Annotated in this window: 22 protein-coding genes, 4 tRNA genes and 1 pseudogene; 12 read left to right on the top strand and 15 right to left on the bottom strand. The window is 59.6% G+C overall.

All coding sequences use genetic code 11. From position 1 onward, the window contains the following. Positions 1–18: 18 nt before the first annotated feature. Entirely contained in the window at positions 19–642 is a 624-nt protein-coding gene (locus BN1139_RS18310) for an outer membrane beta-barrel protein (RefSeq protein WP_041202824.1), read from the bottom strand. Between the two features lie 251 nt (positions 643–893). On the opposite strand from BN1139_RS18310, the gene BN1139_RS18315 reads away from it, so the two are divergent. Beyond that, complete coding sequence (locus BN1139_RS18315) at positions 894–1,532, top strand: exopolysaccharide biosynthesis protein (RefSeq protein WP_005355039.1); 639 nt, start codon at positions 894–896, stop codon at positions 1,530–1,532. Positions 1,533–1,598: 66 nt separating this feature from the next. Here BN1139_RS18315 and BN1139_RS18320 read toward each other — a convergent pair whose 3' ends face one another. Together BN1139_RS18320 and BN1139_RS18325 are read right to left on the bottom strand one after the other, a co-directional pair. Next, positions 1,599–2,873 carry an amino acid permease gene (locus BN1139_RS18320; protein WP_005355040.1) on the bottom strand — a complete coding sequence of 425 codons (1,275 nt, stop codon included), beginning with the start codon at positions 2,871–2,873 and terminating at the stop codon, positions 1,599–1,601. 471 nt (positions 2,874–3,344) lie between these two features. Next, positions 3,345–4,235: a sensor domain-containing diguanylate cyclase gene (locus BN1139_RS18325; RefSeq protein ID WP_005355041.1), complete on the bottom strand. Its 891-nt coding sequence runs from the start codon at positions 4,233–4,235 to the stop codon at positions 3,345–3,347. A gap of 348 nt (positions 4,236–4,583) precedes the next feature. Here BN1139_RS18325 and BN1139_RS18330 point away from each other — a divergent pair, with 348 nt between their 5' ends. Further along, positions 4,584–4,901: a DUF6968 family protein gene (locus tag BN1139_RS18330; protein WP_005355042.1), complete on the top strand. Its 318-nt coding sequence runs from the start codon at positions 4,584–4,586 to the stop codon at positions 4,899–4,901. 224 nt (positions 4,902–5,125) lie between these two features. Beyond that, the gene (locus BN1139_RS21155) at positions 5,126–5,701 is read left to right on the top strand and encodes a hypothetical protein (protein WP_005355043.1); all 576 of its coding nucleotides are present in this window, start codon (positions 5,126–5,128) and stop codon (positions 5,699–5,701) included. Positions 5,702–6,072: 371 nt separating this feature from the next. Here BN1139_RS21155 and ppc read toward each other — a convergent pair whose 3' ends face one another. Next, positions 6,073–8,706 (bottom strand): phosphoenolpyruvate carboxylase, encoded by a 2,634-nt coding sequence (ppc, locus tag BN1139_RS18335; RefSeq protein ID WP_005355044.1) that lies wholly within the window; start codon positions 8,704–8,706, stop codon positions 6,073–6,075. A 231-nt stretch (positions 8,707–8,937) separates the two neighbouring features. Next, positions 8,938–10,083 carry an acetylornithine deacetylase gene (gene argE, locus BN1139_RS18340; protein ID WP_005355047.1) on the bottom strand — a complete coding sequence of 382 codons (1,146 nt, stop codon included), beginning with the start codon at positions 10,081–10,083 and terminating at the stop codon, positions 8,938–8,940. 271 nt (positions 10,084–10,354) lie between these two features. On the opposite strand from argE, the gene argC reads away from it, so the two are divergent. The 5 genes from argC (at position 10,355) to argH (ending at position 15,989) form a co-directional block, all read left to right on the top strand. Continuing rightward, entirely contained in the window at positions 10,355–11,362 is a 1,008-nt protein-coding gene (argC, locus tag BN1139_RS18345; RefSeq protein ID WP_005355049.1) for an N-acetyl-gamma-glutamyl-phosphate reductase, read from the top strand. Positions 11,363–11,384: 22 nt separating this feature from the next. Further along, positions 11,385–12,164 carry an acetylglutamate kinase gene (argB, locus tag BN1139_RS18350; protein ID WP_005336097.1) on the top strand — a complete coding sequence of 260 codons (780 nt, stop codon included), beginning with the start codon at positions 11,385–11,387 and terminating at the stop codon, positions 12,162–12,164. A 25-nt stretch (positions 12,165–12,189) separates the two neighbouring features. Beyond that, the gene (locus BN1139_RS18355; RefSeq protein WP_005355051.1) at positions 12,190–13,101 is read left to right on the top strand and encodes an ornithine carbamoyltransferase; all 912 of its coding nucleotides are present in this window, start codon (positions 12,190–12,192) and stop codon (positions 13,099–13,101) included. Between the two features lie 55 nt (positions 13,102–13,156). Further along, the gene (locus BN1139_RS18360) at positions 13,157–14,392 is read left to right on the top strand and encodes an argininosuccinate synthase (protein WP_005355052.1); all 1,236 of its coding nucleotides are present in this window, start codon (positions 13,157–13,159) and stop codon (positions 14,390–14,392) included. A gap of 211 nt (positions 14,393–14,603) precedes the next feature. After that, entirely contained in the window at positions 14,604–15,989 is a 1,386-nt protein-coding gene (gene argH, locus BN1139_RS18365; protein WP_005355054.1) for an argininosuccinate lyase, read from the top strand. 75 nt (positions 15,990–16,064) lie between these two features. Here the strand turns inward: argH and BN1139_RS18370 are convergent, their stop codons facing one another. Together BN1139_RS18370 and BN1139_RS18375 are read right to left on the bottom strand one after the other, a co-directional pair. Then, positions 16,065–16,520 (bottom strand): hypothetical protein, encoded by a 456-nt coding sequence (locus BN1139_RS18370; protein ID WP_005355056.1) that lies wholly within the window; start codon positions 16,518–16,520, stop codon positions 16,065–16,067. 234 nt (positions 16,521–16,754) lie between these two features. Further along, positions 16,755–17,270 carry a ClbS/DfsB family four-helix bundle protein gene (locus BN1139_RS18375; protein ID WP_005355058.1) on the bottom strand — a complete coding sequence of 172 codons (516 nt, stop codon included), beginning with the start codon at positions 17,268–17,270 and terminating at the stop codon, positions 16,755–16,757. Positions 17,271–17,404: 134 nt separating this feature from the next. Between BN1139_RS18375 and BN1139_RS21825 the strand changes: the two are divergent. Then, positions 17,405–17,736: pseudogene (locus BN1139_RS21825) on the top strand (hypothetical protein). 86 nt (positions 17,737–17,822) lie between these two features. On the opposite strand, the gene BN1139_RS18380 reads toward BN1139_RS21825, so the two are convergent. From BN1139_RS18380 to plsY, 6 genes are all read right to left on the bottom strand, one after another. Continuing rightward, complete coding sequence (locus BN1139_RS18380; RefSeq protein ID WP_005355060.1) at positions 17,823–18,995, bottom strand: CD0519/CD1768 family membrane protein; 1,173 nt, start codon at positions 18,993–18,995, stop codon at positions 17,823–17,825. 105 nt (positions 18,996–19,100) lie between these two features. After that, positions 19,101–19,176, bottom strand: a tRNA-Asn gene (locus BN1139_RS18385). Between the two features lie 8 nt (positions 19,177–19,184). After that, positions 19,185–19,260: transfer RNA gene (locus tag BN1139_RS18390), tRNA-Phe, on the bottom strand. 3 nt (positions 19,261–19,263) lie between these two features. Continuing rightward, positions 19,264–19,339 (bottom strand) — tRNA-Thr (locus BN1139_RS18395). A 52-nt stretch (positions 19,340–19,391) separates the two neighbouring features. Then, positions 19,392–19,467: transfer RNA gene (locus tag BN1139_RS18400), tRNA-Phe, on the bottom strand. A 47-nt stretch (positions 19,468–19,514) separates the two neighbouring features. After that, entirely contained in the window at positions 19,515–20,177 is a 663-nt protein-coding gene (plsY, locus tag BN1139_RS18405; protein ID WP_041202815.1) for a glycerol-3-phosphate 1-O-acyltransferase PlsY, read from the bottom strand. Positions 20,178–20,334: 157 nt separating this feature from the next. Between plsY and folB the strand changes: the two genes are divergently transcribed. From folB to BN1139_RS18420, 3 genes are all read left to right on the top strand, one after another. Continuing rightward, complete coding sequence (folB, locus tag BN1139_RS18410) at positions 20,335–20,706, top strand: dihydroneopterin aldolase (RefSeq protein ID WP_005355064.1); 372 nt, start codon at positions 20,335–20,337, stop codon at positions 20,704–20,706. Continuing rightward, the gene (folK, locus tag BN1139_RS18415) at positions 20,706–21,215 is read left to right on the top strand and encodes a 2-amino-4-hydroxy-6-hydroxymethyldihydropteridine diphosphokinase (RefSeq protein ID WP_005336107.1); all 510 of its coding nucleotides are present in this window, start codon (positions 20,706–20,708) and stop codon (positions 21,213–21,215) included. Before folB ends, folK begins: the two co-directional genes overlap by 1 nt. A gap of 126 nt (positions 21,216–21,341) precedes the next feature. After that, positions 21,342–21,830 (top strand): YbaK/EbsC family protein, encoded by a 489-nt coding sequence (locus BN1139_RS18420; RefSeq protein WP_005355066.1) that lies wholly within the window; start codon positions 21,342–21,344, stop codon positions 21,828–21,830. Here BN1139_RS18420 and mdtD read toward each other — a convergent pair. Together mdtD and BN1139_RS18430 are read right to left on the bottom strand one after the other, a co-directional pair. Beyond that, positions 21,802–23,217 (bottom strand): multidrug transporter subunit MdtD, encoded by a 1,416-nt coding sequence (mdtD, locus tag BN1139_RS18425; RefSeq protein WP_005355068.1) that lies wholly within the window; start codon positions 23,215–23,217, stop codon positions 21,802–21,804. The two genes, BN1139_RS18420 and mdtD, sit on opposite strands and share 29 nt — an antisense overlap. Positions 23,218–23,228: 11 nt before the next feature. Next, positions 23,229–23,837 carry a TetR/AcrR family transcriptional regulator gene (locus BN1139_RS18430; protein ID WP_005355070.1) on the bottom strand — a complete coding sequence of 203 codons (609 nt, stop codon included), beginning with the start codon at positions 23,835–23,837 and terminating at the stop codon, positions 23,229–23,231. Positions 23,838–23,920 lie beyond the last annotated feature (83 nt).

The raw sequence follows: 23,920 nt of genomic DNA on the forward strand, positions 1-23,920 counted from the left end.
TAGGGAAAATCCCCTCGCCTAAAAGCGGAAGGTAAGACCGATATTGGCCTGCCACTGGGTTACCAGCTCCCCGCGCACCTTGAACACGCACTGCTCCGGGTTGCAGAGAAACTGGTTGTTGTCGTTGACCAGCGAACCATAACCGCGCACCTCGGCCCGCAGGGCCAGATGCTCGGCGAGGCGCGGTTGCACCCCGAGCGCCAGCGACATGGAAGGGGTCACCTCGCTGTCGTAAGCGGCAAAGCGGGTCACCCCGATCCCGGCGCCGATATAGGGCGCCATCAGGTTGTCAGAGAGAGTAAGCGCACCGGCAAAGTGCAGGGTGTCCACCGTCAGGCGATCCGGCAGGTCGGGAGAGAGGGTGGTGGACTGATGGCTGTAGAGCAGCTCAATCATGCCGGGATCATCCACCTCCTTGCTGATAAAGAGGCCCCAGCTGCCGGAGCCCTGCCCTTGCAGTGAATCGAGCGAAGCCGAGACCGGCACCGGCAGCACCACCTCGTCACTCTTCTCGAAGTCGATGGCTGAGCTGTAGCCGAAAAATGGCGTCACCTGCCAACCGGATGTGATCGCGGCCTCGCTACTCCAGGCCTGCCCCAGTGGCAGCAACAGCCCCATCATCGCTATCCCGGCTCTCTTCATCATCATCCCCTGCTCCCTGTGTGATTGTGCAGAAAGCATACCAGAGGCGTCCTAGGCCCATCCTAAACGGCGGCTGTACCGGATCACTTTCATCGCGGGATTTCCCTCTCGCCGGAACCTCTGCCGAGCCGCCCCACTGGCGCCGCTATGCGCCCCTGCCACCATTCATCGACGGTTAACCTCTGCCACGTATGCTGGCGCCAAATCGGGTCATCGGGGCCCGTTATCACCACTCAAAAGGACATCAGGGAATGGTTGCCGCGCAACTCAACGACCCCAAAACTACCCTCGCGGATACCCTGCGGGCCACCGCGCATGCCATCGACGAGAGCCACATCAGCCTGCGCCAGATGCTCGCGCTGGTGGGCGAGCAGGGGATGCTGCTGTTTTGCGTGCTGCTCACCGTCCCCTTCCTGCTACCGGTCTCCATTCCCGGGGTCAGCACCCCGTTTGGCCTGCTGATCCTCTTTATCGGCATCGGCATCACCCTCAATCGGGTGCCCTGGCTGCCCTCCATGCTGATGGAGCGCCGCTTCGCTGCCGATCAGCTCAAGCCGACCCTTCACAAGGGGGCGGAGCTGCTGGCCCGGGTCGATCGCGTTATCCGCCCACGCCTGCTGGTGCTGACCGGCAGCAACACGGTCAACCGCTGCAACGGCCTGCTGATCATGCTGGCCGCCCTGCTGCTGATGCTGCCCCTGGGCGCCATCCCGTTCACCAACGCCATGCCTGCCTGGGCCATCCTGCTGCTGGCCACCGGCATGTTGCAGCGGGACGGTCTGTTCATTGCCAGCGGCTATCTGCTGGTAAGCGCAACCCTGGTCTGGTTCAGCGTGCTGGCCATCGGCTTGCTGATGGCGGGCCAGAGCGCCAGCGGCCTGCTCGGCTAACCCCGATGCACAGAAAAAGGGCGACCAGATGGTCGCCCTTTTTGATTTGTGCGGGATACCGCCCGGTCAAAGCAGATCGTAGATAAGGGCCGAGATGGCAAGCAGCCCCATCACCAACACAAAAAGGGTACTCGGCCCGCGATAACGCTTGAGTGCGGGCAAGCGATAGATGGAGCAGGCTGGCAGCAGAAACAGGATCACCGCGATCAGCGGGCCACTGACGCGCTCGATGATGTCGAGCACATTGGGGTTCAGATAGGTGATGACGGCGGTCACCATAAACAGGATCACCGATGACACCCGGGCGATGGTTGACTCCTTGAGGGAGAGCCCCAGCCCCTGACAGGCACCGCTCACCATGCTCACCGTCCCCTCGCTCACCCCCATGGAGGTGCCGAGGAAAGATTTGGACATGGCCAGAATGGCGATGAGTGGCCCCACATAGGCGATCAGCGGGTTGGAGAACTTGTTCGCCAGCGCCGACAGCACGGAGATATTGTCGGTGCGGGCCAGCGCCATCTCGGCCTGACTCAGACTCATCACGCAGCTCACCACGAAAAAGAGCACGCTGCCGCAAATCAGCATACTGCTGCACTTGATGATCCGCTTGGCGCGCAGGTCGGCATTCTCCTGACAACGCTTTTTCTGCGCCGCGCTGAAGGAAGAAATAATGGGCGCATGGCTGAAAGAGAACACCATCACCGGCACGATCAGCCAGAGGGATTTCCAGAACGCCGGATCACGCCAGTCCACAGACTGACTCTCGCTGAAATAGGAGAGGCTCCACTGGGGCAGCAGATAGATGGAGAGGCCAATCAGAAAGGCGACCATCGGCAGTGCCAGCACGCTGATGGCCGATACCACGATCTGTTTGCCGGCCAGCAGCACCAGATGCAGGCCCAGCATCACCCCCAGCACCAGCAAGCCGCGCGGAAGCTCGGCATCCCCCAGCTGGTGAACCACGAAGCTCTGGATCGCGTTGGTGATGGAGATGCTGTAGACCAGAATGATGGGGTAGAAGGCCATCAGATAAACCAGCATCAGCAGCTTGCCCGCCTTGGCGCCGAAGTGCTCCTCCACCACATGGGTGATATCCCCTTCCCGATGGGAGCTGGAGAGCACAAAGCGGCTCAATGCCCGGTGGGAATAATAAGAGAGCGGAAAAGCCAGCAATAAAATAAATAGCAAAATAACCGGGGAATTACTGCCAACCGTAATAGGGAGAAATAACGTACCGGCACCGACAGCAGTGGCATATAGGCCCATGGTCCATACCGAATCGCTTTTCTCCCATTTCAATTTTGAAACAGGGTTACTCTTTTCAGCAATAGAAACACTCATTGCAATATATACCTTATTAATCTGTCATCATTATTTTTATTGGCCCGAATAACAGGCTGGAGATATGTCGTTGCATATCGCCCTGCACATTAAAAAACAACGCCGCCAGCGGCCAACAGGGCCACCGGAGAGAAACGGAGCTGCCACGCTACCATCGTTGAAATCGCTATCCGGGTCAAGGTTAATAATTCATGACTGTTTGAATCGGAATGTTTCAAAAGACAACAGGATGTATCAAATTCGTCACCCAAAACCAGATTCACGCCTGTTTGATAACATACCGATAAAACCTCATGCTGTTGCCCAACAACACAAATAAGACCAGCGATCAGGCCGATAATATTAACACCTTAAGCTGTGGAATATGAGTTAAATAATACGGCCAACTTTTCTACTAATTGACAGTGATGTCAGCCAATTTATTCAGAGTAAAAGCGCAGGCTATTTCCGACAGCGACCGGGGCAGCACTCTCAACCTGCCGAGCAGTGCGCCACCCGGTTGCGGCCTGCCCGCTTGGCCCGATAGAGCCACTCGTCGGCCCGGGCCAGCGCCTGATTGATCTCCTCCTCCGGCTGCACCAGGGTTGTGCCCAGACTGACCGTGATGGCAACCGGATCGGCAGGCAGCGCTTCGACAGCGGCACGGATCTGCTCCGCCATCTGCAGCAAACCGGCTTCATCGATCCGCGGCAGCAGGATCAGAAACTCCTCGCCACCGCTGCGTACAAAGAGGTCGTCCGCCCGCAACAGGGCATCGATACAACTACTGAAGCGCTGCAAGGCCCGATCTCCCTGCTGATGGCCGTAACGATCGTTGAGCTGCTTGAAGTGATCGATGTCGAGCATGATAAGACCGCAGGGCGCTTCCCCTGCCCGCAACGGCTGGCAGTGCTCAAAGAAGAACCGGCGGTTGTAGAGGCCGGTCAGCTGGTCGGTTTCACTCTGGCGCAGCAGTCGCTGCTGCAACTCGTACTGGCGGGTGATATTGCGGGTCACCCAGGCCACCGCCCGCTTGCCGTCATAGAGGGAGGGCAGCGGCGCAATCTTGCCCTCGAAACGCTGTATCCCTTGCGGCCCGACGGCAGCATTGATCCCCCCCACTTCGACGGCGGAGAGCTCATACTCCACCACCCGCACCTGACCGTTTGCCAGCGACTCGGCCACCTGCGCCTTGACCCACATGGCCATCTCGGGTGGCAGCACATCGGCCAGCTGCTTGCCCGCCAGCGGATTACCGTCGTGATAGGATTGCTGCTCCATACCGCCGATATATTCCACGTAATAGCCATCTTCACTGAGGATAAAGACGGGATCTGGCAGCTGGGCCATCACTTCATAAAGCTGGGTTACCGAAAGCGCCACGGAGACTCCTGTACTTCAACGTCAAACAGGGGGGAGATATTCTGCCTCAAGAGGACTCACTCGCCCTCATCGGCAGCGCAGAAAAATCTGCGGCCACAGCCAACAATCCTTTACATCTAGCAGCCCGCCAGCCTCTCGGCCACCACAGGTGGCCAGCGCGTTGCTACTCCCGCCACTACGCTCGCTCACGGCGGCGAAAGCCCCCTCACCCGGTCGCGCATATCCCATTGTTTCAACTCACAAGTTCATTTACGCTGGCCGTCCTGAGTCCAGTTTTCACCTCATCAGCCATCAGGGAGCCAGCCACCCGCAACCGCAGGGGCTGTACCACGGAAAAGGAATCGCCAGATGAAAAACGCCATCGTTACCGCCCGCTTCGACGCTATCAGTACCGAAGGGGAACAGCTCACCCTCAAGATCGCCATCAAGGCCCCCGAGCCGGATCCCAAGTCCGCCAGCGGTGACTGGCGCTGCAAGGTGAAGCTGGCAGGGCTGAGCGACAAGACCTTTATCTACGGCATCGACAGCCTGCAGGCCCTGAGCCTCGCCATCAAGTTTGTCGAAACCGAACTGCGCGCTTTCTCCGATGCGGGCTGGCAGTTCTATCTGCCCAATTGCCCCGATCACCCCATCGACATGAGCGCCTGCTACTTCCCGGCGCTCTAGCCCAAGGTCAACTCAGGGAGCATGGGGTGCAGCCCAGCTCCCACAATATCCCTTTCATCGACAACGAGCTCATCATAGGCAAGTGCTGCCCCACAACCCGCAATGCCAAGGGTACTGTCAGAAAATTTGACAATTAAATCAATAGCATACATCCAAAAACAATTGACAATAATTCTCATTTAATCAATGATTAATTTCCAAATGAACCACTCTGGAGATAGTGGATGAAGCTCTGTTTAACCACAGCATTATTGCTGTGCAGTATTTCAAGTGCCAATGCCAATACTTGCCCATTGAGTAACTGCAACACACTACACGCTGGTGAAAATTACTCTATTAATGCCGATGGAAAGTATTGCATCAATTTCAACAAAGAAAACATCACGGTGGTAAACCTTTCGAGTCGATACATTGAAATAGAAGACAAAAATTCAAATCCAACTGTTATATACCCTGGTGAATTTGTTGATGTCGATACCATATCAACAATCGCAAATTCAACCAAGGTAGTTATCAGCATAGAGCACGATAGCTTTATCGTTATAAGAGATATAAATGAAAGCAAGCGTAACAAGAGAGCGGCACCCGCATTGGTATGGGCAGGCGGCGGGGCCGTTATGGGGGCGATGGGCGTCATTGCCAACAATCCTGATGCCAGCATGAGAGAGATTGCTGCAGGTGTATTTGGTGGTGCCGTTACCGGTAGGTTAAGCCCCATCATGGGAAGTGGTGTCGCAGGCATGATGGCTTCAGGCAGTGCTGGCCTGGCAGCAAGCGGTGGCTGTGCCTCATGTCACTAGTGATGATGATCGTCACATTGATAGCGGCCGTTGTAACACCCTTTCTTTTAAGCAACAACCTTGCCCATCGAATTGCACTGCTACTAATTTCAAGCGGTTCAATACTATTTAATTATCTCTCGGGTACTTTCTCAGCCTGGATATGTTTAACCTTTATTGTATTTACAGTTATTTTAAAGGCTAACTATCGTTCTACTCTGGTGCGTTGTGATGATGCAATACTAGGTTGCTATATAATTTTCTACATCCAGCCATTAGTTTTCAGGATGATTTAAAACTCTCTATTTAAATGAAGCTGACAAAATAAACTAGCCATAAAAAGAGCGCATATTATGCGCTCTTTTTATTTAAGACCTGTTTGGTAATATTTATCAACCCGTATTACGCATCCCTGCGGCAATACCGGCGATGGTGACCATCAGCGCCTTGTCCAGCTCGGGGTGCAGGGTCTCCGGGTGGTTGCGGGAGCGGTTGAGCAGCTCGGCCTGCAGCACGTTGAGCGGGTCTGTGTAGGGGTTGCGCAGCTTGATGGACTCCTTGATCCAGGGCTGATCCTCCAGCAGATCCCCGCGCGTGCTCAGTTTCAGCACCACCTCGATGGATTCGGCGAGCTCCTGACGCAGCTGTTTGCCAAGGCCCCACAGCTCCTGCGGCACCAGACGGGTGTCGTAGTACTCAGCGAGCCAGACGTCCGCCTTGAGGAACACCATCTCCAGCATCTCGAGGCGAGTGCGGAAGAAGGGCCACTGGGCGCTCATCTCTTCCAGCACCGCCAGCTTGCCGCCGTCGATGGCCTGTTGCAGCGCCTTGTGGGCGCCGAGCCAGGCCGGCAGCATCAGGCGGTTCTGGGTCCAGGCGAAGATCCACGGAATGGCGCGCAGGCTCTCGACGCCGCCGTTGGGCTTGCGCTTGGAGGGACGGGAGCCGAGCGGCAGCTTACCGAGCTCCATCTCCGGGGTGGCGGCACGGAAGTAAGGGACGAAGTCCGGATGACCGCGCACGATACTGCGGTAGTGATCGCAGGAGTCGGCGGCCAGCTGTTCCATCACCTCGCGCCAGCACTCTTTCGGCTTGGGCGGCGGCAGCAGGTTCCCTTCCAGCACGGCGCTGGTGTAGAGCTCCAGACTCTTGATCGCCACTTTCGGCAGACCGAACTTGAAGCGGATCATCTCCCCCTGTTCGGTGGTACGCAGACCGCCGCGCAGGGATCCCGGCGGCTGGGAGAGGATGGCCTGATGGGCAGGCGCACCACCACGACCGACGGTACCGCCACGGCCATGGAACAGGGTGAGTCGGATGTTGTTGGCTTCGGCCAGCCCCACCAGGGATTCCATGGCGGCGTACTGGGCCCAGCCAGCGGCCATCATGCCCGCATCCTTGGCAGAGTCGGAGTAACCGATCATCACGTACTGACGGCCCTGAATGTAGCCGCGATACCAGTCCACCGAGAGCAGGCGCTCCATCACGGCGGTGCCTGCCATCAGGTCATCCTGGGTCTCGAACAGCGGGGCGACCGGCATGCGGAACTTGCAGCCCGCCTCCTTGAGTAGCAGTTGCACCGACAGCACATCGGACGGCGCACCGGCCATGGAGATGATGTAGATACCGAACGCATCGGGGTCGTGCTCGGCGATGACCTGACAGGTATCCAGCGTCTCGCGCACCTCGGCGCTCGGTTCCCAGTCGTGGGGAATGAGCGGGCGACGGGAGTTCAGTTCGTTGAGCAGGAAGGCCTGCTTGTCATCTTCGCTCCACTCGGCGTAGTCACCCAGACCCAGATAGCGGGTCAGCTCGGAGAAGACCAGCCCGTGACGCTCGCCATCCTGACGGATATCCAGCTTGACCAGATGGATGCCGAAGCAGGCGACCTTGCGCAGCACGTCCAGCAACATGCCATCGGCGATATTGCCCATGCCGCAAGCGTGCAATGAGTGGTAGCAGAGCTCCAGCGGCTCGCGCAGCTGGGCGGTGGTCTTGACCAGATCCTGGCTCTCGCTCGCCTGGCCCTGCACCTTGGCAGTGAGATGCTCCTTGGTCTCGCGCAGCGCTTCACGCAGCTCGCGCACCAGCGCGCGGTAGGGCTCGGGGTGATCGCCAACGCGAGCGCGCACGGCGTCGGTACAGTCGGACATGGAGAGCTCGGAAGTGAGCTCCTTGATGTCTTTGTAGAACAGGCTCACCGCCATCCAGCGGCCCAGCTCCAGCACTTCGGCAGTCACCTTGGCGGTAACGAAGGGGTTGCCGTCACGGTCACCGCCCATCCAGGAGGTGAACTTGACCGGCGCGGCATCCAGCGGCAGCCGCACACCCAGATGGTGTTGCAGACGCTCGTCCAGATTGCGCATGAATTCTGGGATGGCAGGCCACAGGCTGTTCTCCACCACGGCGAAGCCCCACTTGGCCTCGTCGACCGGGGTCGGGCGCTGTTCGCGGATCTCGTTGGTATGCCACGCCTGATTGATCAGCTGCTCGATGCGATTGAGGATCTTGTCCCGCTCGCGTGGCAGCAGGTCGGAGAGCTCCAGCGCCTCGAGGCAGTCGTTGAGCTGTACGTGCTTGTGGATCAGGGTGCGACGGGTCACCTCGGTGGGGTGAGCGGTCAGCACCAGATCGATATCCAGCTCGCGCACAGCCTGAATGATGGCCTCTTGCGACAGGTTGGACGCTTTCAGCTTGTCGAACATCTGCTCCAGCGGGTCCGGGGTGCAGACCTGCTCTTCGCAGCGACGGGAGATGGTGTGGAACTGTTCCGCCACGTTGGCCAGATTGAGGAACTGGCTGAAGGCACGGGCCACTGGCAGCAGTTCGTCATCGCTCAGGGTGCGCAGGGTATCGAGCAGACGTTCCCGGTCTGATTCATTGCCCTTGCGGGAGGACTTGGCCAATTGGCGAATGGTTTCGATCTTGTCGAGAAAGGCCTGACCCTGATGATCCTTGATGGATTTACCCAGCAGCTGACCCAGCATACCTACGTTGGCGCGTAGTGCGGCGTACTTTTCGTTCATTCCACATCCTTATCTTGTTGGTGCCTGACACCCATCCGGGGTGCTAGACGACCTCACTTATTGTTGTGCGATTACAACATATGCTCCGTCATCTTAGGGTGACAATCTACCCAGATTGTCTGCGCAAGGTCAAATAACAGGCCGATTCAGAACATGTATTTCCCTCACCACTCCACAACCGGCTTGTTATGTAACTTACTTACAGTTTTTACGCCCCTTTCATCGCCGCCACTACAGGCAAAAACGTCTGATCAGGTGCTGCAACACCGTGGTGGTCGGCTTGACGAAGGAGAGGTCAAGGTACTCGTCAGGCTGGTGCGCCTGGGTGATATGGCCGGGGCCCATTACTATGGTCTGGCAGCCAAGCTGCTGGATAAACGGCGCCTCGGTGCAGTAGTTGACCGACTCGGCGGCGCGGCCGCTCGCCTTCTCAGCTTCGCGCACCAGCACAGAGTCGTCGGCGCAGGCGTAGGCGGGAATGGGTTCATGCAGATGTTGCAGATGCAGGCAGCCCGGCTGGTGTATCTCGATGGGCGACAGCGCCTCTTTGAGCATCCCCATCAGCTCATCCGGCCCCACCTGCGGAGTGGGTCGCAGGTCGATATGCAGCTCGCAACAGCCGCAGATGCGGTTCGGGCTGTCGCCGCCCTGAATGTAACCCAGGTTCAGGGTCGGCTGTGGCACGGCAAAGCGGTGGTCGGCGAAGCGCTCTTTCAGATCTTGCTGCAAGCGCAGCACCTGCCCCATCGCCTTGTGCATGATCTCCATTGCGTTGACGCCGTTGGCGGGATCCGAGCTGTGGCCGCTCTTGCCGGTAATGCGGATCGCCTCCGACATATGCCCCTTGTGGGCCACCACAGGCACCAGTCCGGTCGGTTCGCCAATCACGGCGTAGTCGGGTTTCAGCTCGGCTGCGGCGGCGATGGCGCGGGCCCCCGCCATGGTGGTCTCTTCGTCGGCGGTAGCGAGGATGCGCAAGGGCTTGGTCAGCTTGGTGAGGTCAATCTCTTTGAGCGCCTCGACGATAAAGGCGAAGAAGCCCTTCATATCGATGGTGCCGAGGCCATAAAGGCGGTTGCCCTCTTCGGTCACCTTGAAGGGATCCTTGCTCCAGCCCCCCTCATCGAACGGTACCGTATCGGTGTGACCCGCCAGCAGCAAGCCGCCCTCCCCCTGACCGATCGTCGCTACCAGATTGAACTTGCCCGGCAGGTCGGGGAGCGCCGTCACCTCGCACTGAAAACCGAGCTGACCGAACCAGTCGGCCAGCAGCCGGATCACCGCCTCGTTGCTCTGATCCCACTTGGGATCCGTGCTGCTGATAGAGGGAATCGCAATAATATTCTTATAAAGTGAAAAAAAATCCAGATTGGCCATCAGCTCCTCCTTGCGTCCCCGGAATGTTTCTGTTAGAAAATACAAATGCAAAGTGAGTGCATGAATATTCTGTAATTTTACCTGAATATCTGGCTCATCAACAAAGGCTTCTAGTTGTAAGGGAAAGTTAATGTTCTGTCACCTGATCTATAACCGACGACACACACCCGCCTGAATTGCCCCTCCGCACTTGTGCAAAGGGGCGATCGAACACCCTTGTGCACTGCAGCGTCATGCTGTGAATCTCGAACTCTGACTTGGAATATTCAACATGCTTAACACCGTTATCGTCGGTGCCAGTGGCTACGCGGGAGCCGAACTGGCCGCACTGGTACAGAACCACCCACAACTCAAACTGTTCGGCCTCTATGTCTCCGCCGGCAGTCAGGATGCCCACAAGCGCTTCTCTTCCCTGCATCCCCAGTGGGTCGGAGCCCTCGATCAACCGCTGCTACCGCTGGACGACGACGGCATGACCCGGATCCTGACCCAGGCCGATCTGGTGCTGCTGGCCACCGCCCACGAGGTGAGCGCTGAGCTGGCGCCCAAGTTTCTCGCCAAGGGGCTGCCGGTGTTCGATCTCTCCGGCGCCTTCCGGGTCAAGGATCAGGGCTTTTACGACAGCTTCTACGGCTTCACTCACGACAGCGAGCAGTGGCTGGATCAGGCCGTCTATGGCCTGGCGGAGTGGAATGCCGATGCCATCGCTACCGCCCAGCTGATTGCGGTGCCGGGTTGCTACCCGACCGCATCGCTGTGCGCTATCAAACCGCTGCAGCAGGATGGCCTGATTGCCAAGGGGTGGCAGCCCATCATCAACGCCGTCTCCGGGGTCTCCGGCGCCGGACGCAAAGCGGCCATCAACACCAGCTTCTGCGAAGTGAGCCTCAATCCCTACGGCACCTTCAATCACAGACACCAGCCGGAGATCAGCCACCACCTCGGCAAAGAGGTGCTGTTCCAGCCCCACCTTGGCAACTATGTGCGCGGCATTCTGGCCACCATCTATGTGCAGCTGGCGGACGGCGTGACCCCCACCCAGGTGGATCAGGCCTTCCTCAAGGCTTACGAAGGCAAACCGCTGGTGCGCCTCACCGGCCAGATGCCCTCCATTCGCGGCGTAGCTGGCACCCCTTATTGCGACATCGCCTGGCAACAGCAGGGCAACATGTTGGTGGTGGTCTCGGCCATCGACAACCTGCTCAAGGGTGCCGCCTCGCAAGCCATGCAGTGCATAAATATCAAATTTGGATTTGAACCGGCCACCGGCCTGATTTAAGGACTTAGGAAGGATCTCGAACATGGACAAACAGACGTTGGTAATCAAGCTGGGCGGCGCCCTGATAGAAAACGACGAGGCGCTGACCGCCCTGTTCGCCACCCTCAAAACCTTTCTCGACGATCAGCACCGTCCGCTGGTGCTGGTGCACGGCGGTGGCTGTCTGGTGGATGACCTGCTCAAGGGGCTGGGTCTCACCTCCACCAAGAAGAATGGCCTGCGGGTGACCCCGTTCGAGCAGATCCCCTTCATTGCCGGGGCGCTGGCAGGGACCGCCAACAAGCAGATGATGGCCAAGGCGATCGCCACCGGCATTCCGGCGGTGGGGCTCTGTCTGGCGGATGGCGGCCTGTGTCAGGTGACCCAGCTCGACCCGGATCTCGGTGCCGTTGGCGAGTGCAAACCGGGCAACCCGGCGCTGGTAGCAGGCATCCTCGGTCAGGGCTTCCTGCCGGTAGTGAGCTCCATCGGCATCACCGCCGAGGGGCAGCTGATGAACGTCAACGCGGATCAGGCAGCCACCGCCATTGCCGAAGCCCTCGGTGCCGATCTGGTGATGCTCTCCGACGTGAGCGGCATCCTCGATGGCAAGGGCAAGCTGGTGCCCCAGCTCGACAAGCTGACCGCGCTGGATCTGATGGAGAAAGGGGTGATCCGCGACGGCATGGCGGTCAAGGTAGAAGCGGCTCTGCACGCCGCCGAGACCCTCGGCAAACCGGTCTGTGTCGCCAGCTGGCGTTACCCGGATCAGCTGCTCAAGCTGCTGGCTGGCGGCGCGGTCGGCACCCAAGTGGCTATTTGATCTCCACCGGAACAAGGAACATCCGATGCAACATCTTCTGAAAGACAGTGATCTGAACAAAGCCCAGATTGAAGCGCTGATTGCGCTGGGCAAAGCAGTAAAGGCCGACCCGAAGAAGTACAACCAGGCGCTGGCCGGCAAGAGCGTGGTCACCCTGTTCGAGAAGCCCTCCCTGCGCACCCGGGTCACCTTCGACATCGGCATCGCCAAACTGGGCGGCCACAGCGTCTATCTGGATCAGCAGAACGGCGCGCTGGGCAAGCGGGAGTCGGTGAAGGATTTCGCCGCCAACCTGTCGCGCTGGTGTGATGCCATCGTCGCCCGGGTGTTCGATCACCAGACCCTGGTCGAGCTGGCAGAGCACGGCACAGTGCCGGTGGTGAACAGCCTGTGCAACCTCTATCACCCCTGTCAGGGGCTGGCCGACTTTATGACCATTGCCGAGCACTACGACGATCTGTCGAAGGTGAAGCTTGCCTACCTCGGTGATGGCAACAACGTCAGCCACTCTCTGCTGCTGCTGGGGGCGACCCTCGGCACCGACGTGACCCTGATATGCCCGAAAGGCCACGGCCCGGATACCCAGATCTTCCTGCAGGCGCAGGCTCTGGCGGCCAAGTCGGGGGCGACCATCCACATCAGCGATGACGTGGCAGATATCGAAGGGTTCGACGTGGCCTACACAGATACCTGGGTCTCCATGGGTGACAACACCCCGATGGAGCAGGTCAAAGACCTCTTTATGCCTTACCAGATCAACCAGGCCCTGCTCGACCGCACCGGCATCCAGCACGTGCTGCACTGCCAACCGGCGCACCGCGAGCTGGAGATCACCTCGCAGGTGATGGATGGCCCAGCCTCCCTCATCATGGACGAGGCCGAAAACCGGATGCATATCCAGAACGCCGTGTTGCTGACCCTTCTCGGCGGCAAGTAACGCGGCACTCAACCTGAATCACGACCCTTTATCGAATCATCACGGAGAGAAGTAAATGAGCGGAATCAACAAGATCGTACTGGCTTACTCGGGTGGACTGGATACCTCGGCCATCATTCCCTGGCTGAAAGAGCACTATGACGCCGAAATCATCGCCTTCGTGGCCGACGTGGGTCAGGAGCGCGACGATCTGGAAGGGATCGAGCAGAAGGCGATCGCCTCCGGCGCCACCAAGTGCATCATCAAGGATCTGCGGGAAGAGTTCGTCAAAGAGTACGTCTACCCGACCCTGAAGACCGGCGCCGTCTATGAGGGCACCTATCTGCTGGGCACCTCCATGGCCCGTCCGGTGATCGCCAAGGCGATGGTCGAAGCGGCACTGGCGGAAGGGGCCGATGCCATCTCCCACGGTTGCACCGGCAAGGGTAACGATCAGGTGCGTTTCGAAGGTGCGGTCGCCGCGCTGGCGCCCCAGCTGAAAGTGATCGCCCCGTGGCGGATCTGGGACATGCGCTCCCGGGAAGATCTGCTGGCCTATCTGGAGACCCGCAACATCCCCTGCAAGGCGACCCTGAAGAAGATCTACAGCCGCGACGCCAACGCCTGGCACATCTCCACCGAGGGTGGCGAGCTGGAGAGCACCTGGAACGAGCCGTCCGAAGCGGTCTGGCAGTGGACCGTACCGGCCGAACAGGCACCGGATCAGCCGGAGTACGTCAAGCTGACCGTGGCGCAGGGTGAAGTGGTGGCCGTGGATGACCAGCCGCTCAGCCCGCACCAGATCCTGATGACCCTGAACGAGCGTGCCGGCAAGCACGGCGTGGGCCGCATCGACATCACCGAAAACCGGATGGTGGGGATGAAGTCCCGCGGCTGCTACGAAACTCCGGGCGGTACCGTGATGGTCGCCGCGCTGCGCGCGGTGGAAGAGCTGGTACTGGATCGCCCGACCCGCGCCTGGCGGGAGAAGCTGGGTGCCGAGTTCTCCCATCTGGTCTATGACGGTCGCTGGTTCACTCCGCTGTGCAAGGCGATCCTCGCCTCTGCCAACGCCATCGCCGAAGATCTGGATGGTGAAGTGGTGCTGAAGATGTACAAGGGTCAGGTCACTGCGGTGCAGAAAAAGTCGCCGAACAGCCTCTACTCCGAAGACTTCGCCACTTTCGGCGCCGATGAAGTGTATGACCAGAGCCATGCCGAAGGCTTTATCCGTCTCTACACCCTGGCCAGCCGGATCCGCGCCATGAAGGAGCAGCATCAAGCCATCGGTGGCGATCACACCCACGGCTAAGCAAGCGCGATAACCCGTTGATTCCGTTGAGGGGGCATGGCCCCCTCTTCTACAGGCAGAGGGCATAGCCCCTGATCCATCATCGACGGGTGTGACAAGAGCGGCAGCGCCCCGGCCGCTTCTGTGAGATAACAGGCTCGCAGAAAAACAGGGCATGATTTCAAGCTCGACGGTGCAAAGCGCCGCCGACAACGCATTCAAGGAGAGCAGTATGGCACTTTGGGGTGGACGCTTCAGTCAAGGAGCCGATAGCCGGTTCAAGCAGTTCAACGATTCGCTGCGGTTCGATTACCGCTTGGCGGAGCAGGATATTCAGGGCTCCATGGCCTGGGCCAAAGCGCTGGTGAAAGTGGGCGTATTGACCGCCGATGAGCAGGGCAAACTGCAACAGGCGATGGAGGTGCTGCTCGCCTCGGTGCAGCAGGATCCCCAGCAGATCCTCAGCTCGGATGCCGAAGATATCCACTCCTGGGTCGAAAGCCAACTGATTGCCGCCGTCGGCGATCTTGGCAAGAAACTGCACACCGGCCGCTCCCGCAACGATCAGGTCGCCACCGACCTGAAACTCTGGTGCAAGGCGCAGGGCGAGCTGCTGCTCGGCTCCATCACCGCCCTGCAGCAGGGGCTGATCGCCTCTGCCCGCGCCAATCAGGCCGCAGTGCTGCCCGGTTACACCCACCTTCAACGGGCCCAGCCGGTCACCTACGCCCACTGGGCGCTGGCCTATGTGGAGATGCTGGAGCGGGACTACTCCCGGCTGCAGGATGCGCTGAAGCGCCTCGACACCAGCCCGCTCGGCTGCGGCGCGCTGGCGGGCACTGCCTACGCCATCGACCGTGAAGCACTGGCGCTCGACATGGGCTTTGCCGGCGCCACCCGCAACAGTCTGGATTCGGTCTCCGATCGGGACCACGTGGTGGAGCTGATGCACGTGGCCTCCCTCTCCATGACTCACCTGTCGCGCTTTGCCGAAGATCTGATCTTCTACAACACCGGCGAAGCGGGCTTTGTCGAGCTCTCCGATGCGGTGACCTCAGGGTCGTCGCTGATGCCGCAGAAGAAGAACCCGGATGCGCTGGAGCTGATCCGCGGCAAGACCGGTCGGGTGGTCGGCGCCCAGATGGGCATGCTGATGAGCCTCAAGGCGCTGCCGCTGGCCTATAACAAGGACATGCAGGAAGACAAGGAGGGGCTGTTCGATGCCCTCGACACCTGGCACGACTGCCTCGATATGGCTGCGCTGGTGCTGATCGATCTGAAGGTCAATGGCGAGCGCACCATGGCGGCGGCGCAAGGCGGCTATGCCAACGCCACCGAACTGGCGGACTATCTGGTGGCCAAGGGGATTCCGTTCCGTGAAGCGCACCATATCGTTGGCGAAACCGTGGTATTCGCCATCAGCGTGGGCAAACCGCTGGAGGAGCTCTCCATCGGCGAGTTCCAGCGCTTCAGCCCGGTGATCGAGTTCGACGTCTACCCCAATCTGGAACTGGAAGCAACCCTGGCCAAGCGGGTCGCCAAAGGCGGCGTCGCCCGCGAGCAAGTAGAAGCGGCACTCACCGCCGCCGAAACCTGGCTGGCAAAACGGGTGGGTTAATTCGCGGAAGTCGTCACCCGAAATAGAAAGCAAAACGGCAACCTCAGGTTGCCGTTTTTTATTGCTCACCGCGGTTCAGGCGCTGGCATTTAGCAGCTTGCCCACTCCCTCCCCCTTGCCATTGGGCAAGGTCTGTTTAAAGGCACCGAGCAGCTGATCGAGATTGAGATCGCTGGCACCAAGGGTGCCCTTGAGGGTATCGAGCTCGCTTTGCAGCGCGTCGAGGCGGGTGCTCTGGGTGCCACTCGCCAGCTGGTTGCGGGCGCTATTGATGGCGGCAGGAAGTGACTGACCGCTATTTTCCTGCCCCAGAGTCTGCATCAGATCCCCCATAAAGTGGTTGATGGCAGCGCGGTTCTGCTCGCTGTCGGCATCCTTGATGCCGAGTCGCTGGAACAAACTCTGGACGGTCGGCGGCAGGCGATCCTCCTGCACGGTTTGCGGCACAGGCTGGGGTTTGGCACTGCTGCCGAGCAGCTGACTGCCCAACTTGAGGGCGATTGAGGCAAGGGGAAGCAGGCTGCTGATCATGATATCTCTCCGCGACGGCAGCCCTTGGTGGTGATGTGAGAAGGTTTGCATAAGCGGGGCCAGCACGATGATAAAACGCACCGCACCGGCTAATCCCTTGAATAGCAGATCTATTTATTCAACCAGACCGAGCGCAAAGGGGAGTCAGGCGGCCAGTGGCTGCCGCCGCAAGCGGCTGTGGCAATGTAGTGGCAAAGAGATTTACCGCCCACCCCAAACCGCGACCCCCGCCTTTCACACCCGAATCGCCAGCTCTTTAAGCCACTTGCGCAGCCGCCCGTTGGCGTTGAGATAGGGGGAGGCGCTATTGAACTGGATCATCCGTCCCAGCGTCCACTTCTCATACCAGAAGCAGCCGTACAACTGCTGGTCGCTGCGCGCCTCAACCAGTTCGATGATGCGCCCTCTGGCGGCCGCCAACCGCTGCAACAACGCCTGATAGCTGAGCCCTTCGTAGTCCCGATAGAAGGTGTGAGCCAGCCTGCCCAGCTCGTTCCACTTAAAGCCGGTCTCGGGAAAATCCACCGCCAGACCCACCGCATCCCGCTCGATCCACTTGATCAGCAGTTCGTTCCAGCCAATAAGGTAGGCCAGCAGATTGGCGACGCTCATGGAGGTTCCCTTGCTGTGCCCTGCCAGGGTCGGCTCCCGCACCCGGCTCTCAGGTACGGCCTGCAACGCCTTGAGCAGCTTGCCGAAATTGGTCTCGATGGCGAGCAGCAGCTCAGCCTTGTTTTGCGGAATTCCCATTGCTTCCCCCCCGTTCAGGTTTGCTTGCGGCGTATCCGAGGCGATTGCCGCAGCCAAGGCAGCGCGCTAAGCTAGCCCTCTCCCATCCTGTGCAGCTCATCCAGTGCAGGCCAACCATCACGGCAAAATCGGCAATGGATCAACTAATCAGCTATATCAGGGCCATTCATCGACAAGCGAGCCCCGTCACCCTCATTCGCCAAGAGAGTGAACACTATAACGAGCATGATGAGAGCGACACTGTGATCCGGCACCAGATAACGACAAGCTGGTTTGCCAATGGGGCGTCATCCGCCAGCAAACCGAGCAGGACGAAGCGCCATCGCCACAGCTTTGCGCCGAGTGCTGGATCAGCTATCGGGTCATCGCCAGCCCTATCCCCATCACTCCAGCCAGCAAGCTGTTTCACAACCACTGCCAGGAGCAATTCTGGTTGAAGGTACAGGGCATCACACCGCAAGGTTGATTGGTGCGCCCGTGAGCAGGGCGCGGCAGGGGGAAACAAAAAGAGGCTCCAAAGAGCCTCTTTTTGTTTCCGTGCCTGAACCTGACTCAGCCCAGCAGCAGATAGAGCTGGTGAGCGGCCACACCGGCGCACAGGCCGCCGATGGTGTGGGCAACGATGGCGCGGGAGGTGAGGTGGCGATAGCCGAGGGCATCCAGCATGGCAGTGTGGGTGCTCAGGAAGCCACTCCAGCACATCCCCATGGCGGTAAACACCGCGACCTCGTTGCCGGTGATCCACCCTTTGGCAATAAAAGGCGGCACCAGTGACATGGCGGCACCAACCGCACCGAGGGAGGTAGCCGGGAAGGCAACCAGCTCCGGCTGCTGGAAGCCGAACAGCAGGTCAAACAGCCAGCTAACCTTGGCGGCCAGCACCGGCAGCAGGGCTACCCCCTGAAACGCTTCGCCGGTATAGCCCTTGTCGCCCGGGCCAAAGGTGAGCAACATCACGAAGGTGCTGATGATCAGCACACCCGGGATCACCGCCATCCCCAGCTCCACACCGGATTTGCCACCATCGAGCAGAGAGTTGAGGATCCGCAGCCAGCCGGGAGCCGCCTCTTTGGTCACCCCTACCTTGCGGCCGTCGGACGATACAGCGTCATCGTTCAGCACTTCCCCCACCAAGGGGCGGATCATCCGCTGCATCAGTCGGGTGGAGACCACCGAACCTACCAGAGCACCCAGCAACCCGATCAGCGCCGCGCTGGCGGTGGATTCACCGCTCGGTAGTTGCAGGGTGGCCATAAAGGTGACCACGATCAGCCCCATGCCGAAGGCGGTGCCGAAGTTGGTGAGCGACACCAGCTGCCACGGAGTGAAGCCTTTGCGAAAGCGGCTGTCCTTGGCGAGGCTGATCACCGCCGGGTTGTCGGAGAAGAAGGTCATCAGCGCCGCCAATGCGGTGCGACCGGGCAGACGAAACACCGGCTTCATCAGCGGGGCCAGCAGCACCTCCAGCAGGCGGATCACCCCGAACTCGCTCAAGAGCTGGCTCAGGGCACCGGAGAGCACCGTGATCCCCATGATAAAGAGCACGGTATTGAGCAGCAGCTGGTGGGCGGTATTGAACAGGGTGTTGACCATGGCAGAGAGGCCCATCTGGCTGCCGAGGTAACCGAACAGGCTGCCGAGAATAAGCAGTACCAGCACGGGTTCCATCCAGTTCCGAATGGCGGCAAGTCGCCCCTTTGACTCTATAACTACATGATTTTCCATATCTATCCTGCGGTTCATCTGTGCGTGTGTGGTTGTTTTTATGGTTAAAAAATGGCTGCGCCAAATAGAAAAAAGCCCTTGTCTTGCGACAAGGGCTTTTTGAATTGGCTCCTCCTACTGGACTTGAACCAGTGACATACGGATTAACAGTCCGCCGTTCTACCGACTGAACTAAGGAGGAATTGTAATTGGTGCCCAGAGACGGAATCGAACCGCCGACACGGGGATTTTCAATCCCCTGCTCTACCGACTGAGCTATCTGGGCAAATGGTGCCGGCTACCGGAATCGAACTGGTGACCTACTGATTACAAGTCAGTTGCTCTACCTACTGAGCTAAGCCGGCACACTTTAAACCATTGTGCATGAACAAATTTTTTATTTCATGGCACCAAAATTGGTGCCCAGAGACGGAATCGAACCGCCGACACGGGGATTTTCAATCCCCTGCTCTACCGACTGAGCTATCTGGGCGTGGGCGCTATTAAACGGATTTTAAGGCGGATGGTCAACGGGAAATTTCACTTTTTGTCTCGTTCGTCTCTTTTTTGCGCAACATCGTCCATTTCTGCCACTTCTTCGGCACAGGCCGCGCGTTTTCGCCCCCAGACTCTGGGTTCCTCCCCCTTGAGCAGGCGGGAGATGTTCTCGTGATGGCGGATCAGGATAAGGCAGGAGAGCAGCGAGACAGGGAGGGTGTATTCGGGTTTGAGCAGGTAGGTAAAGAGCGGCGTCAGCAGCACGGTAATGATGGAGGCCAGCGAGGAGTAGCCGCTCACCAGCAACACCAGCAGCCAGGTGCCAATCACGGCGCCCCCCATGGTGAAACCGATGGGCATCATGGTGCCCAGCGCCGTCGCCACCCCTTTGCCACCACGAAAATGAAAGAAGATGGGGTACATATGGCCGAGGCAGGCGGCGACCCCGATAAAGCCGAGGTAGACGGGTTTGATCTGCAGATACCAGGCGAGATAGACAGGCACAGTGCCCTTAAGCACATCAAGCAGCAGCACCACCAGCGCCGCCATCCGGCCACCGAGGCGCAGCACATTGGTTGCCCCCGGATTGTGGGAGCCATGATCCCGCGGGTCGGGCAGACCGGAGCAACGGGAGACCAGCACAGCACTGGATAGTGAACCACCCAGGTAGGCCAGAATAATCATCAAAATCGTCAGGGCCGTCATCTTGGTCGTTTTTACCACGATATGAATGGGGTATGATGCGGGCCACATACGCTGGCATGGGCCCATGCCCACCCAGAGCGCCTCGGCAAGCCTGTTGCCCGGCCAGCATCCCTGCGCTGTCATCACAGCCCATCAAGAGTAAAGAAGAAGTACAGTCATGGACAAGGTGTTTATTCGCGGACTCGAAGTTTTGACCACCATAGGTGTATATGAGTGGGAGAAGGGCATTCGCCAAAAGCTCCGTTTTGACCTCGAGATGGGGTTCGACAACCGCCCCGCGGCAGCAACCGACGACATCAATCTGGCACTGGATTATGCCGACCTCTCCAACAAGATTTGCGAGCATGTCAGCGGCAAGGTGGTCGAGCTGGTCGAGACCATGGCCGAGCAGGTTGCCATGCTGGTGCTCGCCGACGAGCGGGTACAGTGGGTCAAGGTGACCCTCACCAAGCCGGGCGCCGTGCCCAATGCCGCCGGGGTCGGCGTCGAGATCCTGCGCCATCGCACGCCGGCCGCGAGCAGCAACTGATGACCACCATCTATATCAGCCTGGGCTCCAACATCGAGCGGGATCGCCATATTCGCGCCGGGCTCGATGCCCTGCACGCCGAATTTGGCGAGCTGCGGGTCTCCCGGGTATTCGAGAGCGAGGCGGTCGGCTTCAACGGCCGCCCCTTCTACAACCTAGTGGCGGCTGCCGAGACCGATCTGCCGCTGACCACCGTCTGCCAGCGACTGCGGGCCATGGAGTTCGCCCACGGCCGCGAGCCGGATGCCAAGAAGTTCGCCCCGCGCACCCTGGATCTCGATCTGCTGCTCTATGGCGATCTGGTCTGCGACACCCCGCTGGTGCTGCCGCGCGGTGAAGTGCTCACCAACGCCTTCGTGCTGTGGCCGCTGGCCGAACTGGCCCCCAAACTGCGCCACCCCGTCGATGGCCGCACCATGGGCGAGCTGTGGCAAGCCTATGACAAGGCCTCCCAGCAGCTGTGCCCCATTCCCTTTCACTGGGAAGCGTGCGAATTGCAGCATCACTGATCCGCAAGGGCGCCTCACGGCGCCCTTGTTGTTTCCACAGACAGGGTTGCTTATCACGGATAAGAAAGTGTCATTGGGCCTGACCCTGCGAGGCTGGCAGGATAGCGCCCACTACAGGAGAACCCCATGCCACTCGATACCATTCACCACTTCAACTGCCAGCTACTGGCCGAACTGCCCCACCAGCGCTATAAGCATGAACCCATTCTCGACTACGCCACCGATGAAAAGGTCAAGGCCCGCCTCGGCTGGCAGGCGGAGTTCAGCAAGACCCTGTTTCTCAAGTTCAAGGATGGCCGCTTCGCTCTGCTGCTGACCCACAGGGACGGGCGGCTCGACAACAAGGCGGTCAAGGCTGCGCTCGGTGCCAAGCCCTCCATCTGCACCGCCGAAGAGATGCAGGCGGAGATTGGCTGCCTGCCGGGGGCGGTCTGCCCCTTCCTGCCACGCGCCGATATTCCGCTACTGGTGGATCCGCAACTGCTCAACCACTCCGCCTTCACCTGGACTCCGGGCCACCCGGAGCAGACCTTTCTGCTGGCGACCGAGCATCTGGCCGAAGTGTTGGCGCAGCTCCCCTGCGAGGTCAGCTATCTGCCCGCCCCGACGGCGTAGCACCATCGCGCGCCAGCTGGGCGAAGATCAGCGCCGCCAGCATGGAGAGCAACCCGACACAGAGGTAGGTAAGGTGGAACCCGGCCAGCCACTGGCCCTCGGCCGCTAAGGTGCCCGCTGAGGTACCCGCCGAGAAGAGCCCGAGCAGGCTGGCGGCAATCGCCACCCCCAAACTCATGGAGAGCTGCATCACCACCGAGAGCAGACCGTTGCCACTGCTGGCCAGGGTCGGGCTGAGATCTTGCAGCGTGAGAGTGTTCATGGCGGAGAACTGCAGCGAGTTGATGGCGCCGAAGATCGCCAGCCAGCCCAGCAAGACCCCGTAGGGGAGCTGGTTGTCGATAAAGTAGAAGCTGGCGATCATCGCCCCCAGCAACAGGGTGTTGCCGATCAGAATGCGGCGATAGCCCACCTTCGGAATAAGCTTGTTCACCAGCGTCTTGGTCAGCATGGCGCCAATCACCGTGGGGATCATGGTCATCCCCGCCTTGCTCGGAGAGAAACCGAGCCCCAGTTGCAGAAACAGCGGAGTGAGGAAGGGCATGGCGCCGCTGCCGAGGCGGGCAAACAGGTTGCCCCAGATACCGATGGCAAAGGTGGTGGTCTTGAACAGGTTCAGGCTAAAGAGCGGCTGCTGTGCATTGGCGGCATAGAGCCAGTAGCTCGCCATCGCCGCCAAGCCGAAGATCAGCGCAAACAGCGCCCAACCGGTGGAGATGCTGTGCTCCCCCAGCCCCTGCAAGCCCACCGACACCAGCACCATGCCGACGCTGAACATCACAAATCCCTGCCAGTCGAACCGGGCGGTCTGCTGCCGCAGCTCCGGCATAAAGTGCCAGCTGGCGATAAAGCCGAGCAGCCCCACCGGCAGGTTGATGAGAAATACCCAGTGCCAGCTCGCCACTTCCACCAGCCAGCCACCGAGCGCCGGCCCCATCAACGGGCCAAGCAACCCCGGGATGGTGACAAACGACATCACCCGCAGCAGCTCGTGCTTGTCATAAACCCGCAGCACCGCCAACCGTCCTACCGGCATCAGCAGCGCACCGCCAATCCCCTGAAGCACACGGGCGGCAACCAGCATGGAGAGCGAATTGGAGGCGGCACAGGCGAGCGAGCCCAACGTGAACAGCGAGATGGCGGCCAGATAGATGCGACGGGTGCCGAATCTGTCAGCCAACCAGCCGGAGGCCGGGATCAGCAGCGCCACCGTCAGCATGTAGGCGATGATCACCGACTGCATCTGCAGCGGGCTCTCCCCCAACGTCTCGGCCATGCTGGGCAGGGCGGTGTTGAGAATGGTGCCATCCAGCGCCTGCATAAAGAAACCGACCGCCGCCAGCAGGGGCAGCCACTTGCGCTGGGCATCTGTCACTGTGTGGCTCATAGCCACCTCCATTATTTTTGCGGGGGAGCGGCGGCGGTCAGGAAGAGATCGACACAACTCAGGGTCCAGGCATCCTGCTCGGCAGCGCTCTGGGTCAACGGCAGACCCAGCTCACGGAGCATTCGCTCCTTGCCCTGCCACATCAGCAACAGCTGCAAGGCGGCCTGTTCGCTGTCTTGATGGCACAGCAGGCCTTGCTGCTTCTGCTGCTCCAGCCAGTTGGACAGCATCTCGGTCACATAGAGCGGGCCCGCCTCGAAAAAAAGGGTGGCCAGCTGGGCATCGTTGCAGCTGATGCAGGTGCGAAAGATATTGATGGCATCATCGCTCAGGATCAACTTGCGAAAGCTGCGACCAAAGGCAATCAGGCTCTCCCGCACATTGTTGCCACGCAGCAACACCTCCGGCATCAGCTCACTGCTGACGCACTTGCTGCCCACCGCTTCGGCAAACAGCGACTCCTTGTTGGCAAAATGGCTGTAGACCGTCTGCTTGGAGACGCCCGCTTCACTGGCCACCATGTCCATGCTGACCAGATGCAGACCGTGCTGACAGAAGAGCCGCCCGGCAGCATCGAGGATCGCAGCCCGCTTCTGCTGACTACGGGGTGAAATGTTCATTTTTCCTCCACAATCAAACTGGACAGTCTAGTTTCGAAAAACTAGACTCACCGGTGTGATTTGATGTTATGTCAACCAGAGGA

The sequence above is a fragment of the Aeromonas veronii bv. veronii genome (genome assembly GCF_000820225.1).
In the GTDB taxonomy this organism is placed as follows: Bacteria; Pseudomonadota; Gammaproteobacteria; order Enterobacterales; family Aeromonadaceae; genus Aeromonas; species Aeromonas veronii.